Raw genomic sequence first — 22,735 nt, forward strand, 5'->3', positions numbered from 1 at the left:
ACACCAATCAATAGTCGCTTATTTTCATCGTTTCGTCTATTCATCACTTTTATGTACTCTGATGTCTCATGTAAAACACCGAAGACAGGTTTTTGCCTGCTTCGGTGTTTTTTGTCTTTTTTGCTACTTTTTTGTAAACGCTTTTAAAAATGTCCAGAGTAATGGACAGAACAAAAAATGAGTTGTCAGAAAATTCCGTTATAGTATAAACAAGGAGGTTGAACAAATGCAGCTAAGCAAAAGAGAGAAAGAAATGGTCGAATACTTTGTTAAACATGGCTTATCCCTTACAGCTCAGGAGTTAGCTGAATTTGCCCATGTTTCTACGAAAACGGTCTACCGTACGATTAAAAAGATAAATGATGTGTCTGAAAACGGGGAAATCATTTTGGCAGAGGCAGGCAAAGGATTTCGGTTAGACTACGATAAATATTTAAATGTGAGTGCAACGCATAATGAAAGTCGAACGAGTCAAGGACCTTTGGAAAGAAGAAATGCGATTTTGCTTAATTTGTTGTTTAAGGCACCCAAGAAGTTATTAATCAATGAATTGTTCCATCCGTATTATGTGAGTGATCCGGTAATTAGTAATGATTTGGCTAAGATCAGTTTATTTTTAATGAAAAACCACCTCCAACTTAAACGACAAGGTACCCGAATTGGTATCGAAGGAACAGAAAAACATATTCGTAAAGTAGTGAATATGCTATTAAGTATCCATTTATTGGAAGATAAAAAAGTGGTTCCTAGTCACCCAATGATCAGCTCATTTGATATCAATTTTATTACTTCGATCGTTGAGTTTATCGAACAAAAACTAGTCAGTCGAATTGCCTATCCATATGCAATGAATATTTTTTCTCATATTTATATCTTAGTCAAACGCTTCCGTGAAGGGGTCGTGTATTTAGAAGAAGATACGTGGGATTTAGATGAAGAAGATCAGGCGCTGATCCATTATAACCAGGAACTGTACCAACTATCAAAGCAAGTCATGCTCAAATTAGGTCAATATTTAAATACGACTCTCCCTGAAAGTGAAACTTTTTATCTTTTTCAATACTTGATTTCCTCCAGGATCGAAAATGGTTCGATTAAACATCAAAATATCTCAAATGAAGCTGAAGAAATCACCCGTTTTTTTTCTGCTACGATGAGCCGGCTCATGGGAGTGGCGATTGATCAAGAACGAAACCGACATGATTTGTATAGTCACATTCAGCCGCTATTGTATCGATTAAAACATGAGATCACAATCAAAAATGATTTATTGCACGACATTGAATTAGAGTACCAGGAAACGTTTCAATTAGTAGAATTTGTCAGTAAAATGGTCCAAAAAAAATTTCATACAAACCATATATCCAAAGATGAAATTGGATTTTTAACATTATACTTTGTGAGATACAAAGAGTTAGCCCCAATAAAAAAACGTGTATTAATCATGTGTAGTAGTGGTGTTGGAACTTCAGAACTATTGAAAGTCAAAGTAAAAAAAGCCTTTCCTGAATTAGAGATTATCGCTGTTTTATCTTCTCGGCAGTACCAGAAAAACCAAGCGGAATTTAGTAAGATCGATTTGATTTTAACAACGGTTTGTTTGAATGAGCCACCGAAGATTCCCACGATATTAGTAAACTCAGTATTTACCAAGCAAGACGAAAAACGTGTGAAGCAAATGTTAGGAGAGATGTGAAATGGTTACAAAACAGGTAATGTCAGAATTTAGTATCGCAAATGTAATTACAGAAAAACTGATACGTTTAAAAATGAAAGCGAAAACAAAAAAAGAAGCGATTCTCGAATTAAGTGAATTACTAAAAGAAAACGGCATTATCAAAGATGTTGATGATTTTTCATCAGATGTCTTTCAACGGGAGAAAGAAGGAATCACAGGGATTGGAAACGGTGTGGCGATTCCCCACGGAAAATCAGCGAGTGTCATTCAGACTTCTTTGGTTGTGGGTAAAGTCGAGACCCCGATCCCTTGGGAATCATTAGATGAGCAGCCTGTAAAGGTCATTATCTTATTTGCAGTAAAAGATACAGATGCCAATACCGTTCATATCAAATTATTACAAAAAGTAGCAATGTTATTAGCAGAAGATACCATTATCGAAAAAATGAATCAGGCAACTAGTAAAACAGAATTAATGGAACTATTAGCAAAAGAACCAACTGTCTAAAAGAAAAGGAGGAAGGAAAAATGAAGATCGTCGGAGTAGCAGCCTGTACTTCAGGAATTGCACATACGTATATTGCCAAACAAAAATTAGAAAAAGCAGCAAAAGCATTAGGACATGAAGTGCACATCGAAACACAAGGAACAATTGGTACAGAAGACGAGTTATCGAAGGAGGAGATCAAGCAGGCAGATGTCGTCATTATTGCAGCAGATATCAAAATTGGTGGCAAGGAGCGGTTCGAAGGAAAAAAAGTGATTGAGATTCCTACGAACATGGTCATTAAAGCACCGAAAGGGTTGATTACTAAAATTGAAGAAGAACTCAGTAAAACATAAAAGGAGAGGAATTGGATGCTTCGTCAACTACAATTAAAAAAGCATGCACTGACAGCTATTTCATACATGTTACCAGTTGTTGTGACCGCTGGACTCTTGATCGCTATTGGGAATTTAACAGGTGGGCAAGTCATCAATGATTATCAAGCGTCTTATTCTGTACCCGATGCCTTAGTTTCTCTAGGGGTTTTGGGCATGGGATTATTGGCTCCAGTGATTTCTGCAGCGATTGCCTATTCCATTGCCGATCGCCCAGGGATTGGTCCAGGTTTGTTTATGGGGTTAATTGCCAATGCCATTGGCGCAGGTTTTTTAGGTGGTATGTTAGGCGGTTACTTGGTGGGGTTCTTTGTCCTGTTATTGGTGAAATATCTCAAAGTTCCTAAGTGGGCACAAGGATTGATGCCGATGATGATCATCCCACTGTTAGCGACCCTTAGTATCGGTTTATTGATGTTTTTCGTGGTAGGTGTGCCGATTGTTTGGGCAACAGAAGCGATGACCGATTTTTTACAAGGACTACAAGGTTCTGGAAAATTCCTCTTTGGGTCAATTGTCGGTGGGATGGCTGCCTTTGATTTTGGTGGACCAGTCAATAAGGTAGCCTCATTGTTTGCTGATGGGATGCTTTTGGAAGGTGTGCAAGAACCAGAAGCTGTGAAAGTGTTAGCGTCAATGGTTCCGCCTTTCGGTGTCACCATTTCATGGGTTTTATCTAAGTTATTTCGACAAACAAAATATTCAAAAGAAGAAGAAAACAACATTAAGATTGCTTTTCCGATGGGACTTTGCATGATTACGGAAGGCGTTATCCCCTTAGCGGCAGTTGATCCGCTTCGTGTGATCATTTCGTGTACAGCTGGTGCAGCGATTGGCGGAGGTTTGAGTATGTCGTGGGGAATTGGGTCACCAGTTCCTTCTGGTGGGGTCTTTATTATTCCAGCAATGACGGATCCGTTAAAGTTTACCTTTGCCTTATTGATTGGTTCTGCAGTTACCGGCATTCTATTGTTTGTTTTGAAAAAGGCGCCAGCTGAACACCCTGTCGTAGAGGAAGAAGAGGAAGAAGTAGATTTTTCTTCTATTAAATTATCTTAAAAACTGTAGGGAGAAGGATTTGATATGTATGTGTCAATGAAAGAGATGCTCAAAAAAGCAAATCAAGAAAACTATGCTGTCATGGCGATCAATTGTTTTAATCTAGAAACAGCAAAAGCAACGATCCAAGCTGCTGAGGAATTACATGCGCCGATCATCATAGATTTATTGCAAGATCACTTAAAGCAACACATTAATTATCATTATTTAACGAAGCCCATCATCCGCATGGCACAGGATGCCAAAGTCGAAGTAGCGATTAATCTAGATCACGGGCAAGACATCGCATTTGTCAAACAGTGCTTACAAGAAGGATTTTCCAGCGTCATGATGGATGCTTCGATGTATCCCTTGGATCAGAATATCGAAATAACGAGAGCGATGGTTCAATTTGCCCAAACGTATGATGCGAGCGTAGAAGCAGAAGTAGGAAATATGGGGGCAGTCACAGGCGACCATTTTACAGATGATGCCATGTGTACGGACCCAGCAGAAGCAATCCGATTGATCAATGAAACGGGTGTGGACTGCTTAGCGATTTCCTATGGCTCCAGTCACGGAGATTATCCTAAAGGGTACAAACCACGTTTTCGTTTCGATATTGTCCAAGAAATAAAAGAGAAGACTCAACTTCCGTTAGTTTTACATGGGGGGTCAGGAGCGGGAAAAGACAACATTCGCCAATCCATTGAGTTAGGAATCAATAAGATTAATGTTGGTTCTGATTTTATGAAGGCGCAACAACAAAGATGCCAACAGCTTCTACAACAGGAGCCAACGATCGAATACCCCACTCTCATCCAACAAACAGTCATAGCAGGAAAAGAGTTAGTTCAGCAATACATTCAACTATCAGGTTCAACCAATAAATCATAGAAATGGAGAAAATAGACGATGTTAATCAATATGAATCAAATGTTAGAAATTGCCAAGGAAAATCATTTTGCAGTAGGGGCGTTTAACGTTGCTGACAGCAACTTTTTACGAGTAGTCATTGAGGCGGCAGAAGAAAATGATGCACCCGCAATCATTGCAGTCCATCCGACAGAATTAGACTTTACCAAAGATGAGTTTTTCCAATATGCAGTGAGCCGAGCGAAAAACAGCGCTGTGCCTTTCGTTATCCATATGGATCATGGCGATAGCTTAGCAAGTATTATGCGAGGGATTCATTGTGGGTTTAGTTCAGTTATGATCGACGGCTCCTTGTTGCCATTTGAAGAAAATATTGCACTAACAAAAGAAGTGGTAGATGTTTGCCATAAGATCGGGGTCTCAGTTGAAGGCGAACTAGGAACGATTGGTAACACGGGTACTTCAGTAGAAGGCGGTGTATCGGAAGTCATTTATACGAAGCCGGAAGATGCACAGGAATTTGTGGAACGTACAGGAATCGATTCGTTAGCGGTGGCAATCGGAACCGCTCATGGTATCTATCCAAAAGATGTCAAGCCAGCATTGAAAATGGATGTTTTAACAAGTATTAAAGAAAAAGTAACCATTCCGCTAGTTTTACATGGAGGATCTGCTAACCCAGACGAAGAAATTGCAAAAGCAGTGCAAATCGGTATTCAGAAAGTCAATATTTCATCCGACTATAAATATGCTTTTTATAAAAAGTGTCGTGAGATCTTAGCTACAACAGAGCTATGGGATCCAAATGCCATTTATCCTGAATGTATCGCAGCAGCAAAAGAAGTGGTGAAACAAAAGATGGAACTCTTCCATTCAATCAACCAAGCAAAAGTCTATCGTCAAGCGAATATTCAACCTTGGCGACAAGAACAGAACTAAAAAAAATAATCCAAACTTTGTTTTTCAAGAAAAGTGTATGGCTTAGATCATCTATCACTTCCGATAGTTAATAGAATAAAAAACCGTAGAAACCAACATGATTGGGGGTTCTGCGGTTTTTTTGAATAACTGAAGATAGGCGAACTACTATAGGAAGGAAGTTTAGTAGAAATAAAATGTGACATTTAAGGATAAGAGGCATCTAAAGTTATCTAAATGAAAACTTATGAAAACAAATTGTTTTTTACAGGAAAAAAGCCTTGCTTTGTGGATTTAGATATATTATAATTACAAAGGTGCGTTTACCTAAACGTAAATGTCACAGACGTGATCTATAGGATTTCGTCGGCTAAGAAACGAGAGGTTGCGACACGCCCGGACGCTTTGCCACGAACGAGCGTGACGGAAATTTTCGTGGAGCTATGTCTACTTTTCAAAATAGGCGAAGGAGGGAACAAGATGGCAAAACAAAAAATTCGTATCCGTTTAAAAGCGTATGAACACCGTATTTTAGATCAAGCGGCGGATAAAATCGTGGAAACTGCAAAAAGAACTGGAGCTAGCGTGTCTGGTCCAATTCCATTACCAACTGAACGCAGTCTTTACACAGTTATTCGTGCGACTCACAAATACAAAGATTCACGCGAACAATTCGAAATGCGTACACACAAACGTCTTATCGACATTGTGAACCCAACACCAAAAACTGTTGATGCTTTGATGAAGCTAGACTTACCATCTGGTGTTAACATCGAAATCAAACTATAATATTAAAATAAAATTAATGGAGGTGTACTCATGACCAAAGGAATCTTAGGGAAAAAAGTGGGAATGACACAAATCTTCACTGAATCTGGCGAATTAATTCCAGTAACTGTTGTAGAAGCTACTCCAAACGTAGTGCTACAAGTGAAAACAATGGAAACTGATGGCTACGAAGCTATTCAAGTTGGTTACCAAGATATGCGTGAAGTTTTATCAAACAAACCTGCGAAAGGTCATGTTGCAAAAGCAAACACGGCTCCTAAGCGCTTCATTCGTGAATTCAAAAATGTTGAGCTAGGAGAATATGAAGTAGGAAAAGAAATTACAGTAGATGTTTTCCAAGCAGGAGACATTATTGATGTAACAGGTACTACGAAAGGTAAAGGATTCCAAGGGGTTATCAAACGTCACGGCCAAAGCCGCGGACCAATGGCTCACGGTTCTCGCTACCATCGTCGTCCTGGGTCAATGGGTCCAGTTGCACCTAACCGTGTATTCAAAAATAAACGTCTTGCTGGCCGTATGGGTGGCAACCGCGTAACAATCCAAAACTTGGAAGTTGTTCGCGTTGATGCAGAAAGAAACGTTATCTTAATTAAAGGAAATGTTCCTGGAGCTAAAAAATCATTAATCACTATCAAATCAGCTGTGAAAGCTAAATAATAGTAGGAAGAAAGGAGGAACTAAGGAATGCCGAATGTAGCATTATTCAAACAAGATGGAAGCCAAAACGGTGAAATCACACTTAACGAAGAAATCTTCGGAATTGAACCAAATGAAAGTGTTGTTTACGATGCAATCGTTATGCAACGTGCGTCATTAAGACAAGGAACACATGCGGTTAAAAACCGTAGTGCTGTTCGAGGCGGTGGACGTAAACCATGGCGTCAAAAAGGAACTGGTCGTGCTCGTCAAGGATCAATCCGCTCACCACAATGGCGTGGAGGTGGCGTAGTCTTTGGACCAACACCACGTTCTTACAGCTACAAACTTCCTAAAAAAGTTCGTCGTTTAGCAATGAAATCTGTATTGTCAGAAAAAGTTGCTGAAAACAACTTGGTAGCAATTGAAGGATTAAGCTTCGATGCACCAAAAACAAAAGAATTTAAACAAGTTCTTGCTAACTTATCTATTGACTCTAAAGTATTGGTTGTTCTAGAGAATGGTAACGACTTTGCTGCTTTATCAGCACGTAACTTACCAAACGTAACTGTAGTAACTTCTGATAACGTAAGTGTTCTAGATGTTGTTTCAAATACAAAAGTGTTAGCAACACAAACTGCTCTTACTCAAATTGAGGAGGTGCTTGCATAATGAACTTACTAGACGTAATCAAACGCCCAGTGATCACTGAAAAATCAATGCTTGCCATGGATGACAAGAAATATACTTTTGAAGTGGACACTCGTGCAAACAAAACTTTAGTAAAACAAGCGGTTGAAGCTGCTTTTGACGTAAAAGTTAAAAACGTGAACATCGTGAACGTACGTGCGAAATTCAAACGTATGGGCAAATATGCAGGATATACAAAAAAACGTCGCAAAGCGATCGTTACATTGACTGAAGATTCAAAAGAAATCCAATTATTCGAAGCTGCTGAATAAGCACTTACTAGATAACTCATTAAATTAGGAGGGAAAAACGTGGCGATTAAAAAGTACAAACCTACCTCAAATGGTCGTCGTAACATGACAGGTTCTGATTTTGCTGAAATCACAACATCAACACCTGAAAAATCATTGTTACAACCATTGAAAAACCATGCTGGACGTAACAATAACGGCCGCATCACTGTACGTCACCAAGGCGGCGGACACAAACGCCAATATCGCGTGATCGACTTCAAACGTAACAAAGATAACGTTGTTGCAACTGTTCAAACGATCGAATACGATCCAAACCGTTCAGCTAACATCGCGTTAGTACACTATGAAGATGGAGTGAAAGCTTACATCTTAGCACCAAAAGGACTACAAGTTGGAATGAAACTTGTTTCAGGTCCAGATGCAGATATCAAAGTCGGAAATGCTCTTCCTTTAGAAAACATTCCAGTTGGTACTGTTATCCACAATATTGAAATGAAACCTGGTAAAGGTGGACAATTAATCCGTTCTGCTGGTACAAGTGCTCAAGTACTTGGTAAAGAAGGCAAATACGTATTGATCCGCTTAAACTCTGGTGAAGTTCGTATGATCTTAGCTGCTTGCCGTGCAACAATCGGTTCAGTAGGTAACGAACAACACGAATTGATCAACATCGGTAAAGCTGGACGCTCTCGTTGGATGCGTAAACGCCCAACTGTACGTGGTAGCGTAATGAACCCTAACGATCACCCACACGGTGGTGGTGAAGGTAAAGCTCCTATCGGACGTAAAGCACCAGTTTCTCCTTGGGGACAACCAGCACTTGGTTACAAAACTCGTGATAAAAAAGCTAAATCAGACAAACTTATTGTTCGTCGTCGTAAAAATAAATAATTTCTTTGACCATGTGTCGCACATTTTGAGAGGAGGTTCACCATGGGTCGTAGTTTAAAGAAAGGACCTTTCGTTGATGAGCATTTAATGAACAAAGTTGAAGCTCAAGCAGGGGTTGAAAAGAAAAAAGTTATCAAAACTTGGTCTCGTCGTTCGACCATTTTCCCAAGTTTTGTTGGATATACCATCGCAGTATACGATGGACGTAAACACGTACCAGTTTACATCCAAGAAGATATGGTAGGACACAAACTAGGTGAATTCGCACCAACAAGAACTTATCGTGGCCATGCTGCAGACGATAAGAAAACGAAACGCTAATTGAGGGGAGGATAAAACCAAATGGCAGAACAAATCACATCAGCTAAAGCAACTGCAAAAACAGTTCGCACTTCACCTCGAAAAGCCCGTTTAGTAATTGACCTTATCAGAGGTAAAAGTGTTGCGGATGCAATTTCAATCTTGAAATTCACACCAAACAAATCTGCTGGAATCATTGAAAAAGTATTGATGTCAGCAGTTGCGAATGCAGAAAACAATTTTGACTTAGATGTTGAAAACTTGGTAGTATCTGAAGCATTTGTTAACGAAGGACCAACAATGAAACGTTTCCGTCCACGTGCAAAAGGATCAGCTTCTCCAATCAACAAACGTACAAGTCATATCACGGTAGTCGTATCAGAAAAATAAGGAGGGATAATCAGTGGGTCAAAAAGTACATCCAATTGGAATGCGTGTAGGCATCATCCGCGACTGGGATGCTAAATGGTATGCTGAAAAAGAGTATGCAGAGTTCTTACACGAAGATTTAAGAATCCGTAAATTTATTTCAACTAAACTTGCTGATGCTGCTGTATCAACAATTGAAATCGAACGTGCTACAGGCCGTGTTAACATTTCAATTCACACAGCAAAACCAGGTATGGTTATTGGTAAAGGCGGATCTGAAGTCGAAAACCTAAGAAAAGAATTAAATAAATTAACTGGTAAAAGAATCCATATCAACATCGTGGAAATCAAAAAACCAGATCTAGATGCAAAATTAGTAGGTGAAGGAATCGCACGTCAATTAGAAAATCGTGTTGCTTTCCGTCGCGCTCAAAAACAAGCCATCCAACGTTCAATGCGTGCTGGCGCTAAAGGGATCAAAACTCAAGTATCTGGACGTCTAAACGGTGCGGACATCGCTCGTTCAGAAGGATACTCAGAAGGAACTGTTCCTCTTCACACATTACGTGCGGATATTGATTACGCATGGGAAGAAGCAGATACAACATACGGAAAACTAGGAGTTAAAGTGTGGATCTATCGTGGAGAAATTCTTCCAACTAAAAAAAACACTGAGAAAGGAGGGAAATAATCATGTTAGTACCTAAACGTGTAAAACACCGTCGTGAATTCCGCGGAAAAATGCGCGGGGAAGCCAAAGGTGGTAAAGAAGTAGCATTCGGTGAATACGGTTTGCAAGCTGTTGATTCACATTGGATCACTAACCGCCAAATCGAAGCTGCTCGTATCGCAATGACTCGTTACATGAAACGTGGTGGGAAAGTATGGATTAAAATTTTCCCTCACAAATCTTATACTGCCAAAGCAATTGGGGTACGTATGGGTTCTGGTAAAGGGGCACCTGAAGGATGGGTTGCACCAGTAAAACGTGGTAAAATCATGTTTGAAATTGCAGGCGTGTCTGAAGAAGTGGCTCGTGAAGCGTTACGTCTAGCTTCTCACAAATTACCAATGAAAACTAAGATCGTAAAACGTGAGGAAATGGGTGGTGAATCGAATGAAGGTTAAAGAAATCAGAGAATTAACCACTGCCGAAATGCTTGATCAAGAAAAACAATTAAAAGAAGAATTGTTTAATCTTAGATTCCAATTAGCAACAGGTCAATTAGAAAACACTGCACGTATTAAAGAAGTACGTAAATCGATTGCACGCATCAAAACTGTATTGCGTGAACAAGCTAAGTAATTATGGAAGGAGGCCATTAAGCGTATGACTGAAGAAAGAAATCAACGCAAAGTTTATCAAGGTCGCGTGGTATCTGACAAAATGGATAAAACCATTACAGTTTCTGTTGAAACAAAGAAAAACCACCCTATCTATGGCAAACGCATGAACTATTCTAAGAAATACAAAGTGCATGATGAAAACAACACAGCTAAAGTTGGCGACATCGTGAAAATTATGGAAACTCGTCCATTATCAGCTACAAAACGTTTCCGTTTGTTGGAAGTAGTCGAAGAAGCAGTTATTATCTAATAACACGAGATTTTCCTATATAGATTGAATGCAAAATCTGAAAGGAGGATACACAACGTGATCCAAGCAGAAAGTCGTTTAAAAGTCGCTGATAATTCAGGCGCACGTGAAATTTTGACGATCAAAGTCCTTGGTGGTTCTGGTCGTAAAACTGCTAACATCGGTGATGTGATCGTTGCTACGGTTAAACAAGCAACGCCAGGTGGGGTTGTCAAAAAAGGTGACGTCGTAAAAGCCGTTATCGTTCGAACAAAATCAGGAGCTCGTCGTACAGACGGTTCATATATTAAATTTGATGAAAATGCTGCAGTGATTATTCGTGATGATAAAAGCCCTCGTGGAACGCGTATCTTTGGGCCGGTTGCACGTGAACTACGTGAAAACAACTTCATGAAGATCGTTTCACTAGCACCAGAAGTTTTATAATCTTGAGACACTTATCAAAGGAGGTGCGAAACAGTTATGTTTGTTAAAAAAGGCGATAAAGTTAAAGTTATCACTGGAAAAGACAAAAATAAAGAAGGCGTTGTATTAGCAGCGTTTCCGAAAAAAGATAAAGTCATTGTCGAAGGTGTGAATGTTGTTAAAAAACACCAAAAACCTTCTCAAGCTGCTCCTCAAGGTGGAATTGTTGAGATGGAAGCACCAATTCATGTTTCTAACGTGATGGTGATCGACTCTACTGGCGTAGCTGGCCGAGTTGGCTACAAAGAAGTAGATGGCAAAAAAGTCCGCGTTTCTAAAAAAACCGGTGAAGTTTTAGATAATAAATAAGTTTAAGGAAGGAGGGGCTTACTGAATGAACCGCCTAAAAGAAAAATATCTTAAAGAAGTAACTCCATCATTGATGGAAAAATTTAACTATAGCTCTGTTATGCAAACACCTAAAGTTGAAAAAATCGTCATCAACATGGGTGTTGGTGATGCGGTATCAAACGCTAAAAACTTATATAAAGCAGTTGAAGAATTAACTTTGATCACTGGACAAAAACCAATGATTACTAAAGCTAAAAAATCAATCGCTGGATTCCGTTTACGTGAAGGAATGCCAATTGGGGCAAAAGTTACCTTGCGCGGAGAAAGAATGTACGAATTTCTAGACAAATTGGTTTCAGTTTCTCTACCACGTGTACGTGACTTCCATGGTGTAAGTAAAAAAGCCTTTGACGGTCGTGGAAACTATACTTTAGGTATTAAAGAACAATTGATCTTCCCAGAAGTAGATTACGATTTAGTAGATAAAGTACGTGGTATGGACATCGTTATTGTAACGACAGCTAACTCAGATGAAGAATCTCGTGAGTTGTTGACACAATTAGGCATGCCATTCCAAAAATAATTAAAGGAGGCGAACTACGTGGCTAAAAAATCAATGATTGCTAAAAACAAACGCCCTGCAAAACATTCAACACAAGCTTACACTCGTTGCGAACGTTGCGGACGTCCACATTCAGTTTATCGTAAGTTCCATCTTTGCCGTATTTGCTTCCGCGAACTTGCCTATAAAGGTCAAATTCCCGGCGTGAAGAAAGCTAGCTGGTAAAAAAGTAAATTCGCATAAGAAGGAGGTAAAAGATCAATGGTCATGACAGATCCAATTGCAGATTTTCTAACTCGTATCCGTAACGCAAACATGGTTAAACATGAGTCTTTAGAAGTTCCTGCATCAAAAATTAAACGTGACATCGCTGAAATCTTAAAACGTGAAGGTTTCGTTCGTGATGTTGAATATATCGAAGATGACAAACAAGGCGTGATCCGTGTTTTCCTAAAATTTGGTAAAAACGGCGAACGTGTTATCACTAACTTAAAACGTATCTCTAAACCAGGTTTGCGTGCTTATGTCAAAGCTGACGAAGTACCAAAAGTATTGAACGGTTTAGGTATCGCAATCATTTCGACTTCTGAAGGTGTTGTTACTGATAAAGAAGCTCGTGAAAAAAATATCGGCGGCGAAGTTATCGCTTACGTATGGTAATCAACTAGAATTTACAAGGAGGTGTCTTTAAGTGAGCCGTATTGGAAATAAAGTTGTTGTGATCCCTGAAGGAGTAACAGTTACTCAAGATGGAAACAACATTACAGTTAAAGGACCTAAAGGTGAATTAACACGTACTTTCTCTTCTGATATCAAAATGAATATCGAAGGAAACGAAGTGACTTTCACTCGTCCAAATGACAGTAAAGAAATGAAAACAATCCATGGAACAACTCGTGCTAACTTCAACAACATGGTTGTAGGTGTTAGTGAAGGATTCCAAAAAGCATTAGAATTGATCGGGGTTGGGTACCGTGCGCAATTACAAGGATCAAAACTTGTCTTGAACGTAGGTTACTCACATCCAGTAGAAATCACACCACCAGCTGGCGTAACTGTTGAAGTACCAGCTAACACACAAGTAATTGTTAAAGGTGCGAACAAAGAAGAAGTTGGCGAATTAGCTGCGAACATTCGCGGAACTCGTCCTCCAGAACCTTATAAAGGTAAAGGTATTCGTTATGTTGGCGAATATGTACGCCGTAAAGAAGGTAAAACTGGTAAATAGTTTAGAAAAATTGCATAGAAGCCAGCAGCAGGAAAAAAGGATTTTGCAGAAGTTTACCTTCATTCAAAAGAAATTTAACTTGTGCCGCAGCTTCTATTTTTCGAGACTTTGGTGTTTCTGCCTAAGTGCAGTACAATAAAATTAAAGAGGTGACAATTGTGATTACAAAACCAGATAAGAACAAAACACGTCAGAAAAGACATCGTCGTGTACGTAACAATATCTCTGGTACTGCTGAGCGCCCACGCTTGAACGTTTTTCGTTCTAACAAAAACATCTACGCTCAAATTATTGATGACGTAGCGGGTGTAACGCTAGCAAGTGCCTCTACCTTGGATAAAGAAATTTCAGGTGGAACAAAAACAGAAGCAGCACAAGCTGTCGGTAAATTAGTTGCTGAACGTGCAACTGAAAAAGGCATTAAAGTAGTAGTCTTTGACCGTGGTGGATACCTTTACCATGGCCGTGTGCAAGCTTTAGCTGAAGCTGCTCGCGAAAATGGACTAGAATTTTAGGAAAAGGAGGAATACCATTCATGGTTTATATCGATCCAAAACATTTGGAATTAGAAGACCGCGTTGTTGCAATTAACCGTGTAACAAAAGTTGTTAAAGGTGGACGTCGTCTACGTTTTGCTGCTTTAGTTGTTGTCGGTGACAAAAACGGACATGTAGGATTTGGTACTGGTAAAGCACAAGAAGTACCTGAAGCAATCCGTAAAGCAATTGAAGATGCGAAGAAAAACTTAGTTGAAGTACCTATGGTTGGTTCAACAATCCCACACGAAGTCATCGGTGCTTTTAGTGGTGGTAGAATCCTAATGAAACCTGCTGTTGAAGGTTCTGGGGTTGCTGCTGGTGGACCAGTTCGTGCCGTATTGGAATTAGCAGGGGTAGCAGATATCACTTCTAAATCTTTAGGTTCAAATACACCAATCAACGTTGTTCGTGCAACTGTTGAAGGTTTGAAACAATTGAAACGTGCAGAAGAAGTTGCAGAACTTCGCGGCAAATCAGTTGAAGAATTAATCGGATAAGGAGGACAAAAATAATGGCTGAATTAAAAGTTACTTTAAAACGCAGTATTATCGGACGTCCTCAAAACCAACGTGATACAGTAAAAGCGTTAGGTCTTACAAAGATTAACAGCTCAGTGGTTAAACCTGCTAATGAAGCAATCAAAGGCATGATCAACACTGTTTCTCACTTGGTGGACGTTGAAGAAATCTAATTAAACAAACCTAGTATATAGTAAGAAATATGAACTAGAATATTAAGGAGGTGCCAAACCTATGAAACTTCATGAATTAAAACCTGCAGAAGGTTCACGACAAGTACGTAACCGTGTTGGACGTGGTACTTCTTCTGGTAACGGAAAAACTGCTGGACGTGGTCAAAAAGGTCAAAAAGCTCGTTCAGGCGGTGGTGTACGTCTAGGATTTGAAGGGGGTCAAACTCCATTATTCCGTCGTTTACCAAAACGTGGTTTCACAAACGTGAACCGCAAAGATTATGCAGTCATCAACCTTGATGTCCTAAATCGTTTTGAAGATGGTGCTGAAGTAACTCCAGTTGCTTTAGTAGAAGCTGGAATCGTGAAAAACGAAAAATCTGGAATCAAAGTATTAGCTAACGGTGAGTTAACTAAGAAATTGACTGTGAAAGCCGCAAAATTCTCTAAGGCAGCTGAAGAAGCAATCGTTGCTGCTGGTGGGTCAATTGAGGTGATCTAATGTTCAAACTGTTAAAAGATGCTTTTAAAGTAAAAGACATTAGATCCAAAATCCTATTTACTGTTTTTGTTCTATTTGTATTTCGCTTAGGTGCTCATATCACTGTGCCCGGAGTAAATGCTAGTTCATTGCAAAACCTTTCTTCTTTGCCTTTTTTCAACATGTTGAACTTGGTGAGTGGTAGTGCGATGCAAAACTTCTCCATCTTCTCAATGGGGGTTTCGCCTTACATTACAGCTTCGATCGTTATCCAATTGTTACAAATGGATATCGTGCCACGTTTTGTTGAATGGTCAAAACAAGGGGAGGTTGGTCGTAAGAAGTTGAATCAAGCAACTCGATACCTGACATTAGTATTGGCATTTGTCCAATCTGTTGGGATCACTGCTGGATTTAACCAATATGCTCAACTAGGTTTTGTGAATAACCCTAACGTTTCAACCTATGTTACTATCGGTCTGATTTTGACTGCGGGTACAATGTTTGTCACTTGGTTAGGAGAACAAATCACAGAAAAAGGAATCGGTAACGGAGTATCAATGATCATCTTTGCAGGGATCATTTCTCGACTTCCTGAAAGTGTAAAAGAAATTTATGAAGACTATTTCGTAAATATCAATCAATCAGATATCTGGAAATCTGCAATTTTCATTGCTATTTTAATCGTTGCAATCTTATTGATCGTAACGTGCGTTACATTTTTCCAACAAGCTGAACGCAAAATCCCAATTCAATATACGAAACGTGTAGCAGGGGCGCCAACAAGTAGTTATCTACCGTTGAAAGTCAATGCGGCTGGGGTTATCCCGGTTATCTTTGCAAGTTCGTTTATTGCGACACCTAATGCGGTTTTACAAGCATTGAGTGGAAGATTTGGGGCTGAAAACTGGTATAAAATAATGATGCAGATCTTTAACTATAATACTGCACCTGGTGCAACTATTTATACGATCTTGATCGTCGCATTCACATTCTTCTATGCTTTTGTTCAAGTAAACCCTGAGAAATTAGCGGAAAACTTACAAAAACAAGGAAGCTATATACCAAGCGTACGTCCTGGTAAAGGAACTGAAGAGTATGTCTCAAGCTTATTGATGCGTTTAAGTACAGTCGGTGCGATTTTCCTTGGTTTAGTGGCTTTATTACCGATCATTGCTCAAATGATTTGGAATCTGCCTCAGTCCATTGGGTTAGGTGGTACTAGCTTACTGATTGTCATCGGTGTAGCTTTAGAAACTGCGAAACAGTTAGAAGGCTTAATGCTGAAACGTAAGTACGTTGGATTTATCGAGTAAGAAAGCGTGTTGAGGTTTTTCCTCAACACACGTTCTCACATTTATTAGGAGGGAAAACAATGAACCTCATTTTAATGGGGCTACCAGGCGCAGGTAAAGGAACACAAGCAGAAAAAATCATTGATGCTTATCATATTCCTCACATCTCAACAGGAGACATGTTCCGTGCAGCAATGCAAAATGAAACAGCTCTTGGCTTGGAAGCAAAGTCTTATATTGATAAAGGTGAATTAGTTCCTGATGAAGTAACAAATGGAATCGTGAAAGAGCGCTTAGCTGAACCTGATACGGAAAAAGGCTTCTTATTAGATGGTTTTCCCCGTACACTTGAGCAAGCAGAAGCGCTAGATGCAATGTTAAAAGACTTAGACAAAAAAATTGATGCAGTCATCGATATCCATGTTGGTGAAGATGTATTGGTTGAGCGTTTAGCTGGCCGATTCATTTGCAGCAATTGTGGAGCAACTTATCATAAAATTTTTAACCCTACAAAAGTTGAAGATACATGTGATCGTTGTGGTGGGCATGAATTCTATCAAAGAGAAGATGATAAACCTGAGACGGTTAAAAATCGTCTGGCTATCAACATCAAAAATAGTGAACCAATCTTGGCCTATTACAAAGAACAAGGTTTGCTAAACACTATCGATGGTGATCGTGAAATCGATGCTGTATTTACTGATGTCCAAAAAATTATTGAAAAATAGCACGATTGCCCGTAGCCGACTTGCATTAAGCAGTTACTCTTGTCAAGTTCAATAAATTATGATAGAATATGTCAGTCCGACTTCTAGAGAAATCCTCTAGATGATCCATTTTGAGAATTTTGAGGTGGGAACTGCAGTTTCCGCCATTTTATCGTGTGAAAATGCGAAACAAGTACAAGGAGGTACTGTGCGTGGCAAAAGAAGATATGATTGAAGTCGAAGGTACAGTCGTCGAAACTTTGCCGAATGCAATGTTTAAAGTTGAACTAGAAAACGGTCACCAAGTTCTTGCTACTGTTTCAGGTAAAATCCGTATGCATTACATCCGTATCTTACCTGGTGACAAAGTGACGGTTGAATTGTCTCCGTATGATTTAAACCGTGGCCGTATTACTTATCGCTTTAAATAATTGTACTCCGTAAAACTACAGGAGGTATTATCATGAAAGTAAGACCATCAGTAAAACCAATGTGCGAACATTGTAAAGTAATTCGTCGTAAAGGACGCGTTATGGTGATTTGCCCAGCAAATCCAAAACATAAACAACGTCAAGGATAATTGGAGGTGCAATAAATATGGCTCGTATTGCAGGAGTAGATATTCCTCGTGATAAACGTGTAGTAGTTTCTCTTACTTATATCTATGGTATTGGTAACACTACTGCTAAAAAAATCTTAGCTGATGCTGGTGTATCTGAAGATGTTCGTGTTCGTGAATTAACGAATGAACAAACAGATGCTATCCGTGCAGAAGTAGATAAATTAAAAGTTGAAGGTGACCTTCGTCGTGAAGTGAACTTAAACATCAAACGCTTGATGGAAATCGGTTCATACCGTGGAATCCGTCATCGTCGTGGATTGCCTGTTCGTGGACAAAACACGAAAAACAATGCACGTACTCGTAAAGGTCCAGCTCGCGCTATCGCTGGCAAGAAAAAATAATTCTTAAGTGAAGGAGGTTAGAACTTCATGGCAGCAAAAAAAGTGAATCGTAAACGCCGTGTGAAAAAGAATATAGAAGCAGGTATTGCACATATCCATTCTACATTCAACAACACTATCATCATGATCACTGATACTCACGGGAATGCATTAGCGTGGTCATCAGCTGGTTCATTAGGCTTCAAAGGAAGCAAAAAATCAACTCCTTTTGCCGCTCAAATGGCAGCAGAAACAGCTACAAAAGCAGCAATGGAACACGGATTAAAAACTGTTGAAGTAACAGTTAAAGGACCTGGTTCTGGACGTGAAGCAGCAATTCGTTCATTACAAGCTACAGGTTTAGAAGTGACTGCAATTCGTGACGTGACTCCAGTTCCTCATAATGGTGCCCGCCCTCCAAAACGCCGTCGTGTTTAATGAGTGCCGCTCATTTTGAGTTCTATTAGTAACGTCATTGAACAAGACACTTTTCGTTTTGAAAGGGGTAAAGATAAGAATGATTGAGTTCGAAAAACCAAGAATCGCAAAAATTGATGAAGAAAAAGATTATGGCAAGTTCATCGTTGAACCTCTTGAAAGAGGATATGGGACTACTTTAGGGAATTCCCTACGTCGTATTTTATTATCTTCTTTGCCAGGTGCTGCCATCACTAATATTCAAATCGATGGTGTACTGCATGAATTCTCTACCATTAAAGGGGTAAGAGAAGACGTCACTCAAATCATCTTGAACATTAAAGGCTTAGCACTTAAAATGTATGGTCAAGAAGAAAAAACCCTTGAAATCGATATTACCGGACCTGCTACAGTAACTGCTGGCGATATTATCGTTGATAGTGAGGTAGAAATTCTTAACAAAGATATGTACATCTGTAGCGTCTCTGAAGGAGCTACGTTCCACGCTCGCTTAACAGTGAAGCCAGGACGTGGTTATGTTCAAGCAGATGAAAACAAAAAAGAAGATATGCCAATTGGTGTACTTCCAGTCGATTCAATCTACACGCCAGTTCGTCGTGTGAACTACCAAGTAGAAAACACTCGTGTTGGACACCGTGAAGATTTTGATAAATTGACGATGGAGATTTGGACAGATGGTTCAATCGAACCGTTGGAAGCAATGAGTTTATCTGCAAAAATCATGACAGAACATTTAGACATCTTTGTAAACCTAACTGATGAAGCTAAAAATGCTGAAATCATGGTCGAAAAAGAAGAAACACAAAAAGAAAAAATGTTAGAAATGACAATTGAAGAATTAGACTTGTCTGTTCGCTCTTATAATTGTTTGAAACGTGCAGGAATCAATACTGTACAAGAACTTACAAATAAATCTGAGCCAGAAATGATCAAAGTCCGTAACTTAGGACGTAAATCATTAGAAGAAGTGAAAGCTAAATTACACGACTTAGGTTTAGGTTTACGTAAGGAAGATTAAAACCTTTTACGAAGGAGGGAAACCAACGTGAGTTATCGTAAACTAGGACGCACATCTAGCCAACGTAAAGCGATGTTGCGTGATTTAACAACTGACTTATTAATTAACGAACGTATTGTGACTACTGAAGCTCGTGCGAAAGAAGTTCGCTCAACTACAGAAAAAATGATCACTTTAGGCAAACGTGGAGACTTACATGCACGTCGTCAAGCTGCGGCTTTTGTACGTAATGAAGTTGCTAGCGTACGTGAAGAAAATGAGGACATCGTCATTGAATCAGCTTTACAAAAACTATTTAATGATATTGCACCTCGTTATGCTGAACGTCAAGGTGGCTACACTCGTATCTTGAAGACAGAACCAAGACGCGGTGATGGTGCACCAATGGTTGTCTTAGAACTTGTCTAAAATCACACTAATAACATCACTTTATAGATGATTCTTTTAGAGTGTTATGATGTTGGAAGTTAACTCTTCCGAGTCTAGCTCAGCGCTACTCCCCAAATCTATCGGTTTGGGGAGTATGCACTCATCATAAAGTGTTTTTTTGTACCTTCAATTACCTGTCAAGACATCTAATTGAAGGTGTAAAAAAACACTTTAATTAAAACGGAAACAATTGAAAAATCAGGTGTTTTTTGATAGTGTTAGTAGGAACTTAGGATGGAGAAGGAGTAATTATGGAGCCAATAATTGAATTAGGAAAGATTAATTACAAATATCAACCTGATGACCCTCGTCCAGCATTAAAAGACATTTCATTTACCATCAAGCAAGGTGAGTGGATCGCAATCATCGGACATAATGGATCAGGGAAATCAACACTTGCAAAAACAATCAATGGGTTGCTTCTACCAGAGTCTGGTATTGTGAAAGTTGGCAATCAAACACTTAATGAAGAAAATATCTGGTCGATCCGTCGAATGGTTGGAATGGTTTTCCAAAATCCAGACAACCAATTTGTTGGATCTACTGTTGAAGATGATGTTGCTTTTGGTCTTGAGAACCAAGGTATACCTAGAGAAGAAATGGTGATCCGTGTACAAGATGCGCTAGAAAAGGTACGTATGATCGATTTTGCCAAACGTGAACCAGCAAGACTTTCTGGTGGACAAAAACAACGAGTAGCCATTGCTGGAGTCGTAGCTCTACGTCCAGATATTATTATCTTAGATGAAGCTACTAGTATGCTTGATCCAGAAGGTCGTGAAGAAGTGATTTCCACGATTAAAAAAATCAAAGATGAAAGTAATTTGACCGTCATATCTATCACTCATGATATCGATGAGGCAGCAAATGCCAATCGGATATTAGTGATGAAACAAGGAGAATTAGTCAATGAAGGCACACCAGAACAAATCTTTTCTGCTGGTCCAGAATTGATCAATTTAGGGTTAGATCTTCCTTTTCCTGAAAAATTGAAAAGCGCCTTGAAGCAACGAGGAATTGATGTTCCTAGTGAATATATGACAGAAGAAAGGATGGTGGAATGGTTATGGACATCCGTTTTGAAAAAGTAGATTTCACCTATCAACCAAACACACCATTCGAACAACGTGCATTATTTGAGATTGATTTAATGATTAAAGAAAATAGCTACACAGCCTTAGTCGGGCATACTGGAAGTGGGAAATCAACCTTACTGCAACATTTGAATGCGTTGATTAAACCTACCAGCGGGATCGTACATATTGGCGATCGACAAATCAAGCCCGATACGAATAATAAAAACTTAAAACCCATTCGTAAAAAAGTAGGTATTGTTTTTCAGTTTCCTGAAGCCCAATTATTTGAAGAAACGGTAGCAAAAGACATTGCTTTTGGACCAAAGAACTTTGGTGTCAGTGAGGAAGATGCACGAGATTTAGCTAAAGAAACATTAGCACAAGTTGGTTTAGATGAAACTTACTTAGAGCGTTCTCCTTTTGAATTATCAGGAGGACAAATGCGTCGAGTAGCGATTGCAGGTGTACTTGCTATGAAGCCGGAAGTACTAGTATTAGACGAACCAACGGCTGGACTTGATCCTCAAGGTCGAAAAGAAATGATGGATATGTTCTGGCGACTGCACAAAGAACAAAAAATCACGATCGTATTGGTCACTCATTTAATGGATGATGTGGCAAATTACGCGGATTATGTTTATGTCTTAGAAAAAGGTAGGATTGTAAATAGCGGTCAACCTCATGCAGTTTTTCAAAATCTATCTTGGCTCAAAGAAAAGCAATTAGGTGTTCCGACTGCGACAGAATTTGCGGAAAAGCTGAATAGTCGAACAGCGCTTTTTTCCGAACTTCCAATCACTGCAGATGAATTAGCAGATCAGCTCGTAGCATTAGTAGGGGGACAACCTGATGATGAATAAATTAATTTTTGGTCGATACATGCCTGGAGATTCCTTGATCCATCGATTAGACCCTCGAGCAAAGTTATTAGCAAGTTTCTACTTTATTGGAATTATTTTTTTAGCAAATAATTGGCAGACTTATGCGTTATTAGCTGTTTTCACTTTACTTGCTGTCTTTCTCTCAAAGGTAGATTTCAAATTTTTCATCCGAGGCATCCGTCCTTTGATCTGGTTGATTTTATTTACAGTGGCACTCCAAGTATTATTTACTAGCGGTGGTGCTACCTACTGGAGTTGGGGAATCTTCAATATTACGGAGTTCGGTGTAATGAATGGGCTGTTTATTTTTTGCCGATTTGTACTAATCATTTTTATGTCTACCTTATTAACATTAACGACTCCACCTTTGGAATTATCTGATGCGATTGAGTATTTACTTCGCCCATTAAAAGCAGTTCGCTTTCCGGTGCATGAAATTTCGTTGATGCTTTCGATTGCTCTACGATTCGTACCAACGTTGATGGATGAAACAGAGAAAATCATGAATGCACAACGAGCCCGTGGGGTTGATTTTGGTGAAGGAAGTCTAGTCCAAAAAATGAAAGCAGTTATTCCTTTACTGATTCCTTTGTTTGTTAGCAGTTTTAACCGGGCAGAAGATTTAGCGACTGCCATGGAAGCAAGAGGATACCAAGGTGGTGAAGGAAGAACAAAGTACCGCATACTGCATTGGCATCAACGAGATACGATGGTCCTTGTTGTTTTTGTCTTGATGACCATTGCATTAGTCTTTTTAAGAAGTTGATGAGT

At 39.3% G+C, this 22,735-nt stretch carries 38 protein-coding genes; all 38 read left to right on the forward strand.

Annotated elements, in window-relative coordinates; all coding sequences use genetic code 11:
* Nucleotides 1-226: 226 nt before the first annotated feature.
* Nucleotides 227-1,696, forward strand: coding sequence for a BglG family transcription antiterminator (locus IGL28_RS00280; protein ID WP_063626396.1), 1,470 nt, complete (start codon nt 227-229; stop codon nt 1,694-1,696).
* Between the two features lies 1 nt (nt 1,697).
* Complete coding sequence (locus IGL28_RS00285) at nt 1,698-2,186, forward strand: PTS sugar transporter subunit IIA (RefSeq protein WP_081128371.1); 489 nt, start codon at nt 1,698-1,700, stop codon at nt 2,184-2,186.
* A 20-nt stretch (nt 2,187-2,206) separates the two neighbouring features.
* Nucleotides 2,207-2,521, forward strand: a complete 315-nt coding sequence (locus tag IGL28_RS00290) for a PTS fructose transporter subunit IIB (protein ID WP_010736797.1) — start codon at nt 2,207-2,209, stop codon at nt 2,519-2,521.
* Between the two features lie 15 nt (nt 2,522-2,536).
* Entirely contained in the window at nt 2,537-3,619 is a 1,083-nt protein-coding gene (locus IGL28_RS00295) for a PTS fructose transporter subunit IIC (RefSeq protein WP_010720453.1), read from the forward strand.
* Between the two features lie 24 nt (nt 3,620-3,643).
* Nucleotides 3,644-4,495 carry a class II fructose-bisphosphate aldolase gene (locus IGL28_RS00300; RefSeq protein WP_010720452.1) on the forward strand — a complete coding sequence of 284 codons (852 nt, stop codon included), beginning with the start codon at nt 3,644-3,646 and terminating at the stop codon, nt 4,493-4,495.
* Nucleotides 4,496-4,513: 18 nt separating this feature from the next.
* Complete coding sequence (locus tag IGL28_RS00305) at nt 4,514-5,413, forward strand: ketose-bisphosphate aldolase (RefSeq protein WP_034697718.1); 900 nt, start codon at nt 4,514-4,516, stop codon at nt 5,411-5,413.
* Nucleotides 5,414-5,872: 459 nt separating this feature from the next.
* A complete protein-coding gene (gene rpsJ / locus IGL28_RS00310; RefSeq protein WP_010720450.1) occupies nt 5,873-6,181 on the forward strand; it encodes a 30S ribosomal protein S10 in 309 nt (102 codons plus the stop codon).
* A gap of 30 nt (nt 6,182-6,211) precedes the next feature.
* Nucleotides 6,212-6,841, forward strand: a complete 630-nt coding sequence (gene rplC / locus IGL28_RS00315; protein ID WP_002290445.1) for a 50S ribosomal protein L3 — start codon at nt 6,212-6,214, stop codon at nt 6,839-6,841.
* Nucleotides 6,842-6,868: 27 nt separating this feature from the next.
* Nucleotides 6,869-7,492: a 50S ribosomal protein L4 gene (gene rplD / locus IGL28_RS00320; protein ID WP_010720449.1), complete on the forward strand. Its 624-nt coding sequence runs from the start codon at nt 6,869-6,871 to the stop codon at nt 7,490-7,492.
* Entirely contained in the window at nt 7,492-7,782 is a 291-nt protein-coding gene (rplW, locus tag IGL28_RS00325; protein WP_002290449.1) for a 50S ribosomal protein L23, read from the forward strand. The genes rplD and rplW overlap by 1 nt, the downstream gene beginning before the upstream one ends.
* Before the next feature lie 39 nt (nt 7,783-7,821).
* The gene (gene rplB, locus IGL28_RS00330) at nt 7,822-8,655 is read left to right on the forward strand and encodes a 50S ribosomal protein L2 (RefSeq protein WP_010720448.1); all 834 of its coding nucleotides are present in this window, start codon (nt 7,822-7,824) and stop codon (nt 8,653-8,655) included.
* Nucleotides 8,656-8,697: 42 nt separating this feature from the next.
* The gene (rpsS, locus tag IGL28_RS00335) at nt 8,698-8,976 is read left to right on the forward strand and encodes a 30S ribosomal protein S19 (RefSeq protein ID WP_010720447.1); all 279 of its coding nucleotides are present in this window, start codon (nt 8,698-8,700) and stop codon (nt 8,974-8,976) included.
* Between the two features lie 21 nt (nt 8,977-8,997).
* The gene (gene rplV, locus IGL28_RS00340; protein ID WP_002288657.1) at nt 8,998-9,345 is read left to right on the forward strand and encodes a 50S ribosomal protein L22; all 348 of its coding nucleotides are present in this window, start codon (nt 8,998-9,000) and stop codon (nt 9,343-9,345) included.
* A gap of 13 nt (nt 9,346-9,358) precedes the next feature.
* The gene (rpsC, locus tag IGL28_RS00345) at nt 9,359-10,015 is read left to right on the forward strand and encodes a 30S ribosomal protein S3 (RefSeq protein ID WP_010720446.1); all 657 of its coding nucleotides are present in this window, start codon (nt 9,359-9,361) and stop codon (nt 10,013-10,015) included.
* Between the two features lie 2 nt (nt 10,016-10,017).
* The gene (gene rplP, locus IGL28_RS00350) at nt 10,018-10,452 is read left to right on the forward strand and encodes a 50S ribosomal protein L16 (protein WP_010720445.1); all 435 of its coding nucleotides are present in this window, start codon (nt 10,018-10,020) and stop codon (nt 10,450-10,452) included.
* On the forward strand, nt 10,442-10,630 hold the full coding sequence (rpmC, locus tag IGL28_RS00355) for a 50S ribosomal protein L29 (RefSeq protein WP_002288664.1): 189 nt from the start codon (nt 10,442-10,444) through the stop codon (nt 10,628-10,630). Before rplP ends, rpmC begins: the two co-directional genes overlap by 11 nt.
* A gap of 24 nt (nt 10,631-10,654) precedes the next feature.
* Nucleotides 10,655-10,921 carry a 30S ribosomal protein S17 gene (gene rpsQ / locus IGL28_RS00360; RefSeq protein ID WP_010720444.1) on the forward strand — a complete coding sequence of 89 codons (267 nt, stop codon included), beginning with the start codon at nt 10,655-10,657 and terminating at the stop codon, nt 10,919-10,921.
* Between the two features lie 57 nt (nt 10,922-10,978).
* Nucleotides 10,979-11,347 carry a 50S ribosomal protein L14 gene (gene rplN, locus IGL28_RS00365; protein WP_002288669.1) on the forward strand — a complete coding sequence of 123 codons (369 nt, stop codon included), beginning with the start codon at nt 10,979-10,981 and terminating at the stop codon, nt 11,345-11,347.
* A 36-nt stretch (nt 11,348-11,383) separates the two neighbouring features.
* On the forward strand, nt 11,384-11,695 hold the full coding sequence (gene rplX, locus IGL28_RS00370) for a 50S ribosomal protein L24 (protein ID WP_010720443.1): 312 nt from the start codon (nt 11,384-11,386) through the stop codon (nt 11,693-11,695).
* 25 nt (nt 11,696-11,720) lie between these two features.
* Nucleotides 11,721-12,260: a 50S ribosomal protein L5 gene (rplE, locus tag IGL28_RS00375; protein WP_438843871.1), complete on the forward strand. Its 540-nt coding sequence runs from the start codon at nt 11,721-11,723 to the stop codon at nt 12,258-12,260.
* Between the two features lie 18 nt (nt 12,261-12,278).
* The gene (locus IGL28_RS00380; RefSeq protein ID WP_002356214.1) at nt 12,279-12,464 is read left to right on the forward strand and encodes a type Z 30S ribosomal protein S14; all 186 of its coding nucleotides are present in this window, start codon (nt 12,279-12,281) and stop codon (nt 12,462-12,464) included.
* A 36-nt stretch (nt 12,465-12,500) separates the two neighbouring features.
* On the forward strand, nt 12,501-12,899 hold the full coding sequence (gene rpsH / locus IGL28_RS00385; protein WP_002288675.1) for a 30S ribosomal protein S8: 399 nt from the start codon (nt 12,501-12,503) through the stop codon (nt 12,897-12,899).
* 31 nt (nt 12,900-12,930) lie between these two features.
* The gene (gene rplF, locus IGL28_RS00390) at nt 12,931-13,467 is read left to right on the forward strand and encodes a 50S ribosomal protein L6 (RefSeq protein WP_010720442.1); all 537 of its coding nucleotides are present in this window, start codon (nt 12,931-12,933) and stop codon (nt 13,465-13,467) included.
* A gap of 158 nt (nt 13,468-13,625) precedes the next feature.
* Nucleotides 13,626-13,982 (forward strand): 50S ribosomal protein L18, encoded by a 357-nt coding sequence (gene rplR, locus IGL28_RS00395; protein ID WP_005880747.1) that lies wholly within the window; start codon nt 13,626-13,628, stop codon nt 13,980-13,982.
* Between the two features lie 20 nt (nt 13,983-14,002).
* Nucleotides 14,003-14,503: a 30S ribosomal protein S5 gene (gene rpsE / locus IGL28_RS00400; RefSeq protein ID WP_002288681.1), complete on the forward strand. Its 501-nt coding sequence runs from the start codon at nt 14,003-14,005 to the stop codon at nt 14,501-14,503.
* 14 nt (nt 14,504-14,517) lie between these two features.
* A complete protein-coding gene (gene rpmD, locus IGL28_RS00405; RefSeq protein WP_010720441.1) occupies nt 14,518-14,697 on the forward strand; it encodes a 50S ribosomal protein L30 in 180 nt (59 codons plus the stop codon).
* A 61-nt stretch (nt 14,698-14,758) separates the two neighbouring features.
* Entirely contained in the window at nt 14,759-15,199 is a 441-nt protein-coding gene (gene rplO, locus IGL28_RS00410; protein WP_010720440.1) for a 50S ribosomal protein L15, read from the forward strand.
* Nucleotides 15,199-16,494 (forward strand): preprotein translocase subunit SecY, encoded by a 1,296-nt coding sequence (secY, locus tag IGL28_RS00415; RefSeq protein ID WP_010720439.1) that lies wholly within the window; start codon nt 15,199-15,201, stop codon nt 16,492-16,494. Before rplO ends, secY begins: the two co-directional genes overlap by 1 nt.
* A 59-nt stretch (nt 16,495-16,553) precedes the next feature.
* Entirely contained in the window at nt 16,554-17,201 is a 648-nt protein-coding gene (locus tag IGL28_RS00420; protein WP_010720438.1) for an adenylate kinase, read from the forward strand.
* Between the two features lie 191 nt (nt 17,202-17,392).
* Complete coding sequence (infA, locus tag IGL28_RS00425; RefSeq protein ID WP_002288695.1) at nt 17,393-17,611, forward strand: translation initiation factor IF-1; 219 nt, start codon at nt 17,393-17,395, stop codon at nt 17,609-17,611.
* A 32-nt stretch (nt 17,612-17,643) separates the two neighbouring features.
* On the forward strand, nt 17,644-17,760 hold the full coding sequence (rpmJ, locus tag IGL28_RS00430) for a 50S ribosomal protein L36 (RefSeq protein ID WP_002288710.1): 117 nt from the start codon (nt 17,644-17,646) through the stop codon (nt 17,758-17,760).
* Nucleotides 17,761-17,777: 17 nt separating this feature from the next.
* Entirely contained in the window at nt 17,778-18,143 is a 366-nt protein-coding gene (rpsM, locus tag IGL28_RS00435) for a 30S ribosomal protein S13 (protein WP_002288713.1), read from the forward strand.
* Between the two features lie 27 nt (nt 18,144-18,170).
* Complete coding sequence (gene rpsK, locus IGL28_RS00440) at nt 18,171-18,560, forward strand: 30S ribosomal protein S11 (protein WP_002288714.1); 390 nt, start codon at nt 18,171-18,173, stop codon at nt 18,558-18,560.
* Nucleotides 18,561-18,639: 79 nt separating this feature from the next.
* Nucleotides 18,640-19,578: a DNA-directed RNA polymerase subunit alpha gene (locus IGL28_RS00445; RefSeq protein WP_005880735.1), complete on the forward strand. Its 939-nt coding sequence runs from the start codon at nt 18,640-18,642 to the stop codon at nt 19,576-19,578.
* 27 nt (nt 19,579-19,605) lie between these two features.
* A complete protein-coding gene (gene rplQ / locus IGL28_RS00450; protein ID WP_005880733.1) occupies nt 19,606-19,986 on the forward strand; it encodes a 50S ribosomal protein L17 in 381 nt (126 codons plus the stop codon).
* A 272-nt stretch (nt 19,987-20,258) separates the two neighbouring features.
* Nucleotides 20,259-21,098: an energy-coupling factor ABC transporter ATP-binding protein gene (locus IGL28_RS00455; RefSeq protein ID WP_034697737.1), complete on the forward strand. Its 840-nt coding sequence runs from the start codon at nt 20,259-20,261 to the stop codon at nt 21,096-21,098.
* Entirely contained in the window at nt 21,074-21,943 is an 870-nt protein-coding gene (locus tag IGL28_RS00460; RefSeq protein ID WP_025480273.1) for an energy-coupling factor ABC transporter ATP-binding protein, read from the forward strand. The genes IGL28_RS00455 and IGL28_RS00460 overlap by 25 nt, the downstream gene beginning before the upstream one ends.
* Nucleotides 21,933-22,730: an energy-coupling factor transporter transmembrane component T family protein gene (locus tag IGL28_RS00465; RefSeq protein ID WP_010720435.1), complete on the forward strand. Its 798-nt coding sequence runs from the start codon at nt 21,933-21,935 to the stop codon at nt 22,728-22,730. The genes IGL28_RS00460 and IGL28_RS00465 overlap by 11 nt, the downstream gene beginning before the upstream one ends.
* Nucleotides 22,731-22,735: the final 5 nt, after the last annotated feature.

The organism is Enterococcus sp. AZ077 (assembly GCF_051714965.1).
GTDB lineage: Bacteria > Bacillota > Bacilli > Lactobacillales > Enterococcaceae > Enterococcus_B > Enterococcus_B hirae.

Excerpts from the sequence above, each read along its gene's own strand:
- IGL28_RS00280 (WP_063626396.1), top strand. The coding sequence starts at position 227 with ATGCAGCTAAGCAAAAGAGAGAAAGAAATGGTCGAATACTTTGTTAAA.
- IGL28_RS00285 (WP_081128371.1), top strand. The coding sequence starts at position 1,698 with ATGGTTACAAAACAGGTAATGTCAGAATTTAGTATCGCAAATGTAATT.
- IGL28_RS00290 (WP_010736797.1), top strand. The coding sequence starts at position 2,207 with ATGAAGATCGTCGGAGTAGCAGCCTGTACTTCAGGAATTGCACATACG.
- IGL28_RS00295 (WP_010720453.1), top strand. The coding sequence starts at position 2,537 with ATGCTTCGTCAACTACAATTAAAAAAGCATGCACTGACAGCTATTTCA.
- IGL28_RS00300 (WP_010720452.1), top strand. The coding sequence starts at position 3,644 with ATGTATGTGTCAATGAAAGAGATGCTCAAAAAAGCAAATCAAGAAAAC.
- IGL28_RS00305 (WP_034697718.1), top strand. The coding sequence starts at position 4,514 with ATGTTAATCAATATGAATCAAATGTTAGAAATTGCCAAGGAAAATCAT.
- rpsJ (WP_010720450.1), top strand. The coding sequence starts at position 5,873 with ATGGCAAAACAAAAAATTCGTATCCGTTTAAAAGCGTATGAACACCGT.
- rplC (WP_002290445.1), top strand. The coding sequence starts at position 6,212 with ATGACCAAAGGAATCTTAGGGAAAAAAGTGGGAATGACACAAATCTTC.
- rplD (WP_010720449.1), top strand. The coding sequence starts at position 6,869 with ATGCCGAATGTAGCATTATTCAAACAAGATGGAAGCCAAAACGGTGAA.
- rplW (WP_002290449.1), top strand. The coding sequence starts at position 7,492 with ATGAACTTACTAGACGTAATCAAACGCCCAGTGATCACTGAAAAATCA.
- rpsS (WP_010720447.1), top strand. The coding sequence starts at position 8,698 with ATGGGTCGTAGTTTAAAGAAAGGACCTTTCGTTGATGAGCATTTAATG.
- rplV (WP_002288657.1), top strand. The coding sequence starts at position 8,998 with ATGGCAGAACAAATCACATCAGCTAAAGCAACTGCAAAAACAGTTCGC.
- rplP (WP_010720445.1), top strand. The coding sequence starts at position 10,018 with ATGTTAGTACCTAAACGTGTAAAACACCGTCGTGAATTCCGCGGAAAA.
- rpmC (WP_002288664.1), top strand. The coding sequence starts at position 10,442 with ATGAAGGTTAAAGAAATCAGAGAATTAACCACTGCCGAAATGCTTGAT.
- rpsQ (WP_010720444.1), top strand. The coding sequence starts at position 10,655 with ATGACTGAAGAAAGAAATCAACGCAAAGTTTATCAAGGTCGCGTGGTA.
- rplX (WP_010720443.1), top strand. The coding sequence starts at position 11,384 with ATGTTTGTTAAAAAAGGCGATAAAGTTAAAGTTATCACTGGAAAAGAC.
- rplE (WP_438843871.1), top strand. The coding sequence starts at position 11,721 with ATGAACCGCCTAAAAGAAAAATATCTTAAAGAAGTAACTCCATCATTG.
- rpsH (WP_002288675.1), top strand. The coding sequence starts at position 12,501 with ATGGTCATGACAGATCCAATTGCAGATTTTCTAACTCGTATCCGTAAC.
- rpsE (WP_002288681.1), top strand. The coding sequence starts at position 14,003 with ATGGTTTATATCGATCCAAAACATTTGGAATTAGAAGACCGCGTTGTT.
- rpmD (WP_010720441.1), top strand. The coding sequence starts at position 14,518 with ATGGCTGAATTAAAAGTTACTTTAAAACGCAGTATTATCGGACGTCCT.
- rplO (WP_010720440.1), top strand. The coding sequence starts at position 14,759 with ATGAAACTTCATGAATTAAAACCTGCAGAAGGTTCACGACAAGTACGT.
- secY (WP_010720439.1), top strand. The coding sequence starts at position 15,199 with ATGTTCAAACTGTTAAAAGATGCTTTTAAAGTAAAAGACATTAGATCC.
- IGL28_RS00420 (WP_010720438.1), top strand. The coding sequence starts at position 16,554 with ATGAACCTCATTTTAATGGGGCTACCAGGCGCAGGTAAAGGAACACAA.
- rpmJ (WP_002288710.1), top strand. The coding sequence starts at position 17,644 with ATGAAAGTAAGACCATCAGTAAAACCAATGTGCGAACATTGTAAAGTA.
- rpsM (WP_002288713.1), top strand. The coding sequence starts at position 17,778 with ATGGCTCGTATTGCAGGAGTAGATATTCCTCGTGATAAACGTGTAGTA.
- rpsK (WP_002288714.1), top strand. The coding sequence starts at position 18,171 with ATGGCAGCAAAAAAAGTGAATCGTAAACGCCGTGTGAAAAAGAATATA.
- IGL28_RS00445 (WP_005880735.1), top strand. The coding sequence starts at position 18,640 with ATGATTGAGTTCGAAAAACCAAGAATCGCAAAAATTGATGAAGAAAAA.
- IGL28_RS00455 (WP_034697737.1), top strand. The coding sequence starts at position 20,259 with ATGGAGCCAATAATTGAATTAGGAAAGATTAATTACAAATATCAACCT.
- IGL28_RS00460 (WP_025480273.1), top strand. The coding sequence starts at position 21,074 with ATGGACATCCGTTTTGAAAAAGTAGATTTCACCTATCAACCAAACACA.
- IGL28_RS00465 (WP_010720435.1), top strand. The coding sequence starts at position 21,933 with ATGATGAATAAATTAATTTTTGGTCGATACATGCCTGGAGATTCCTTG.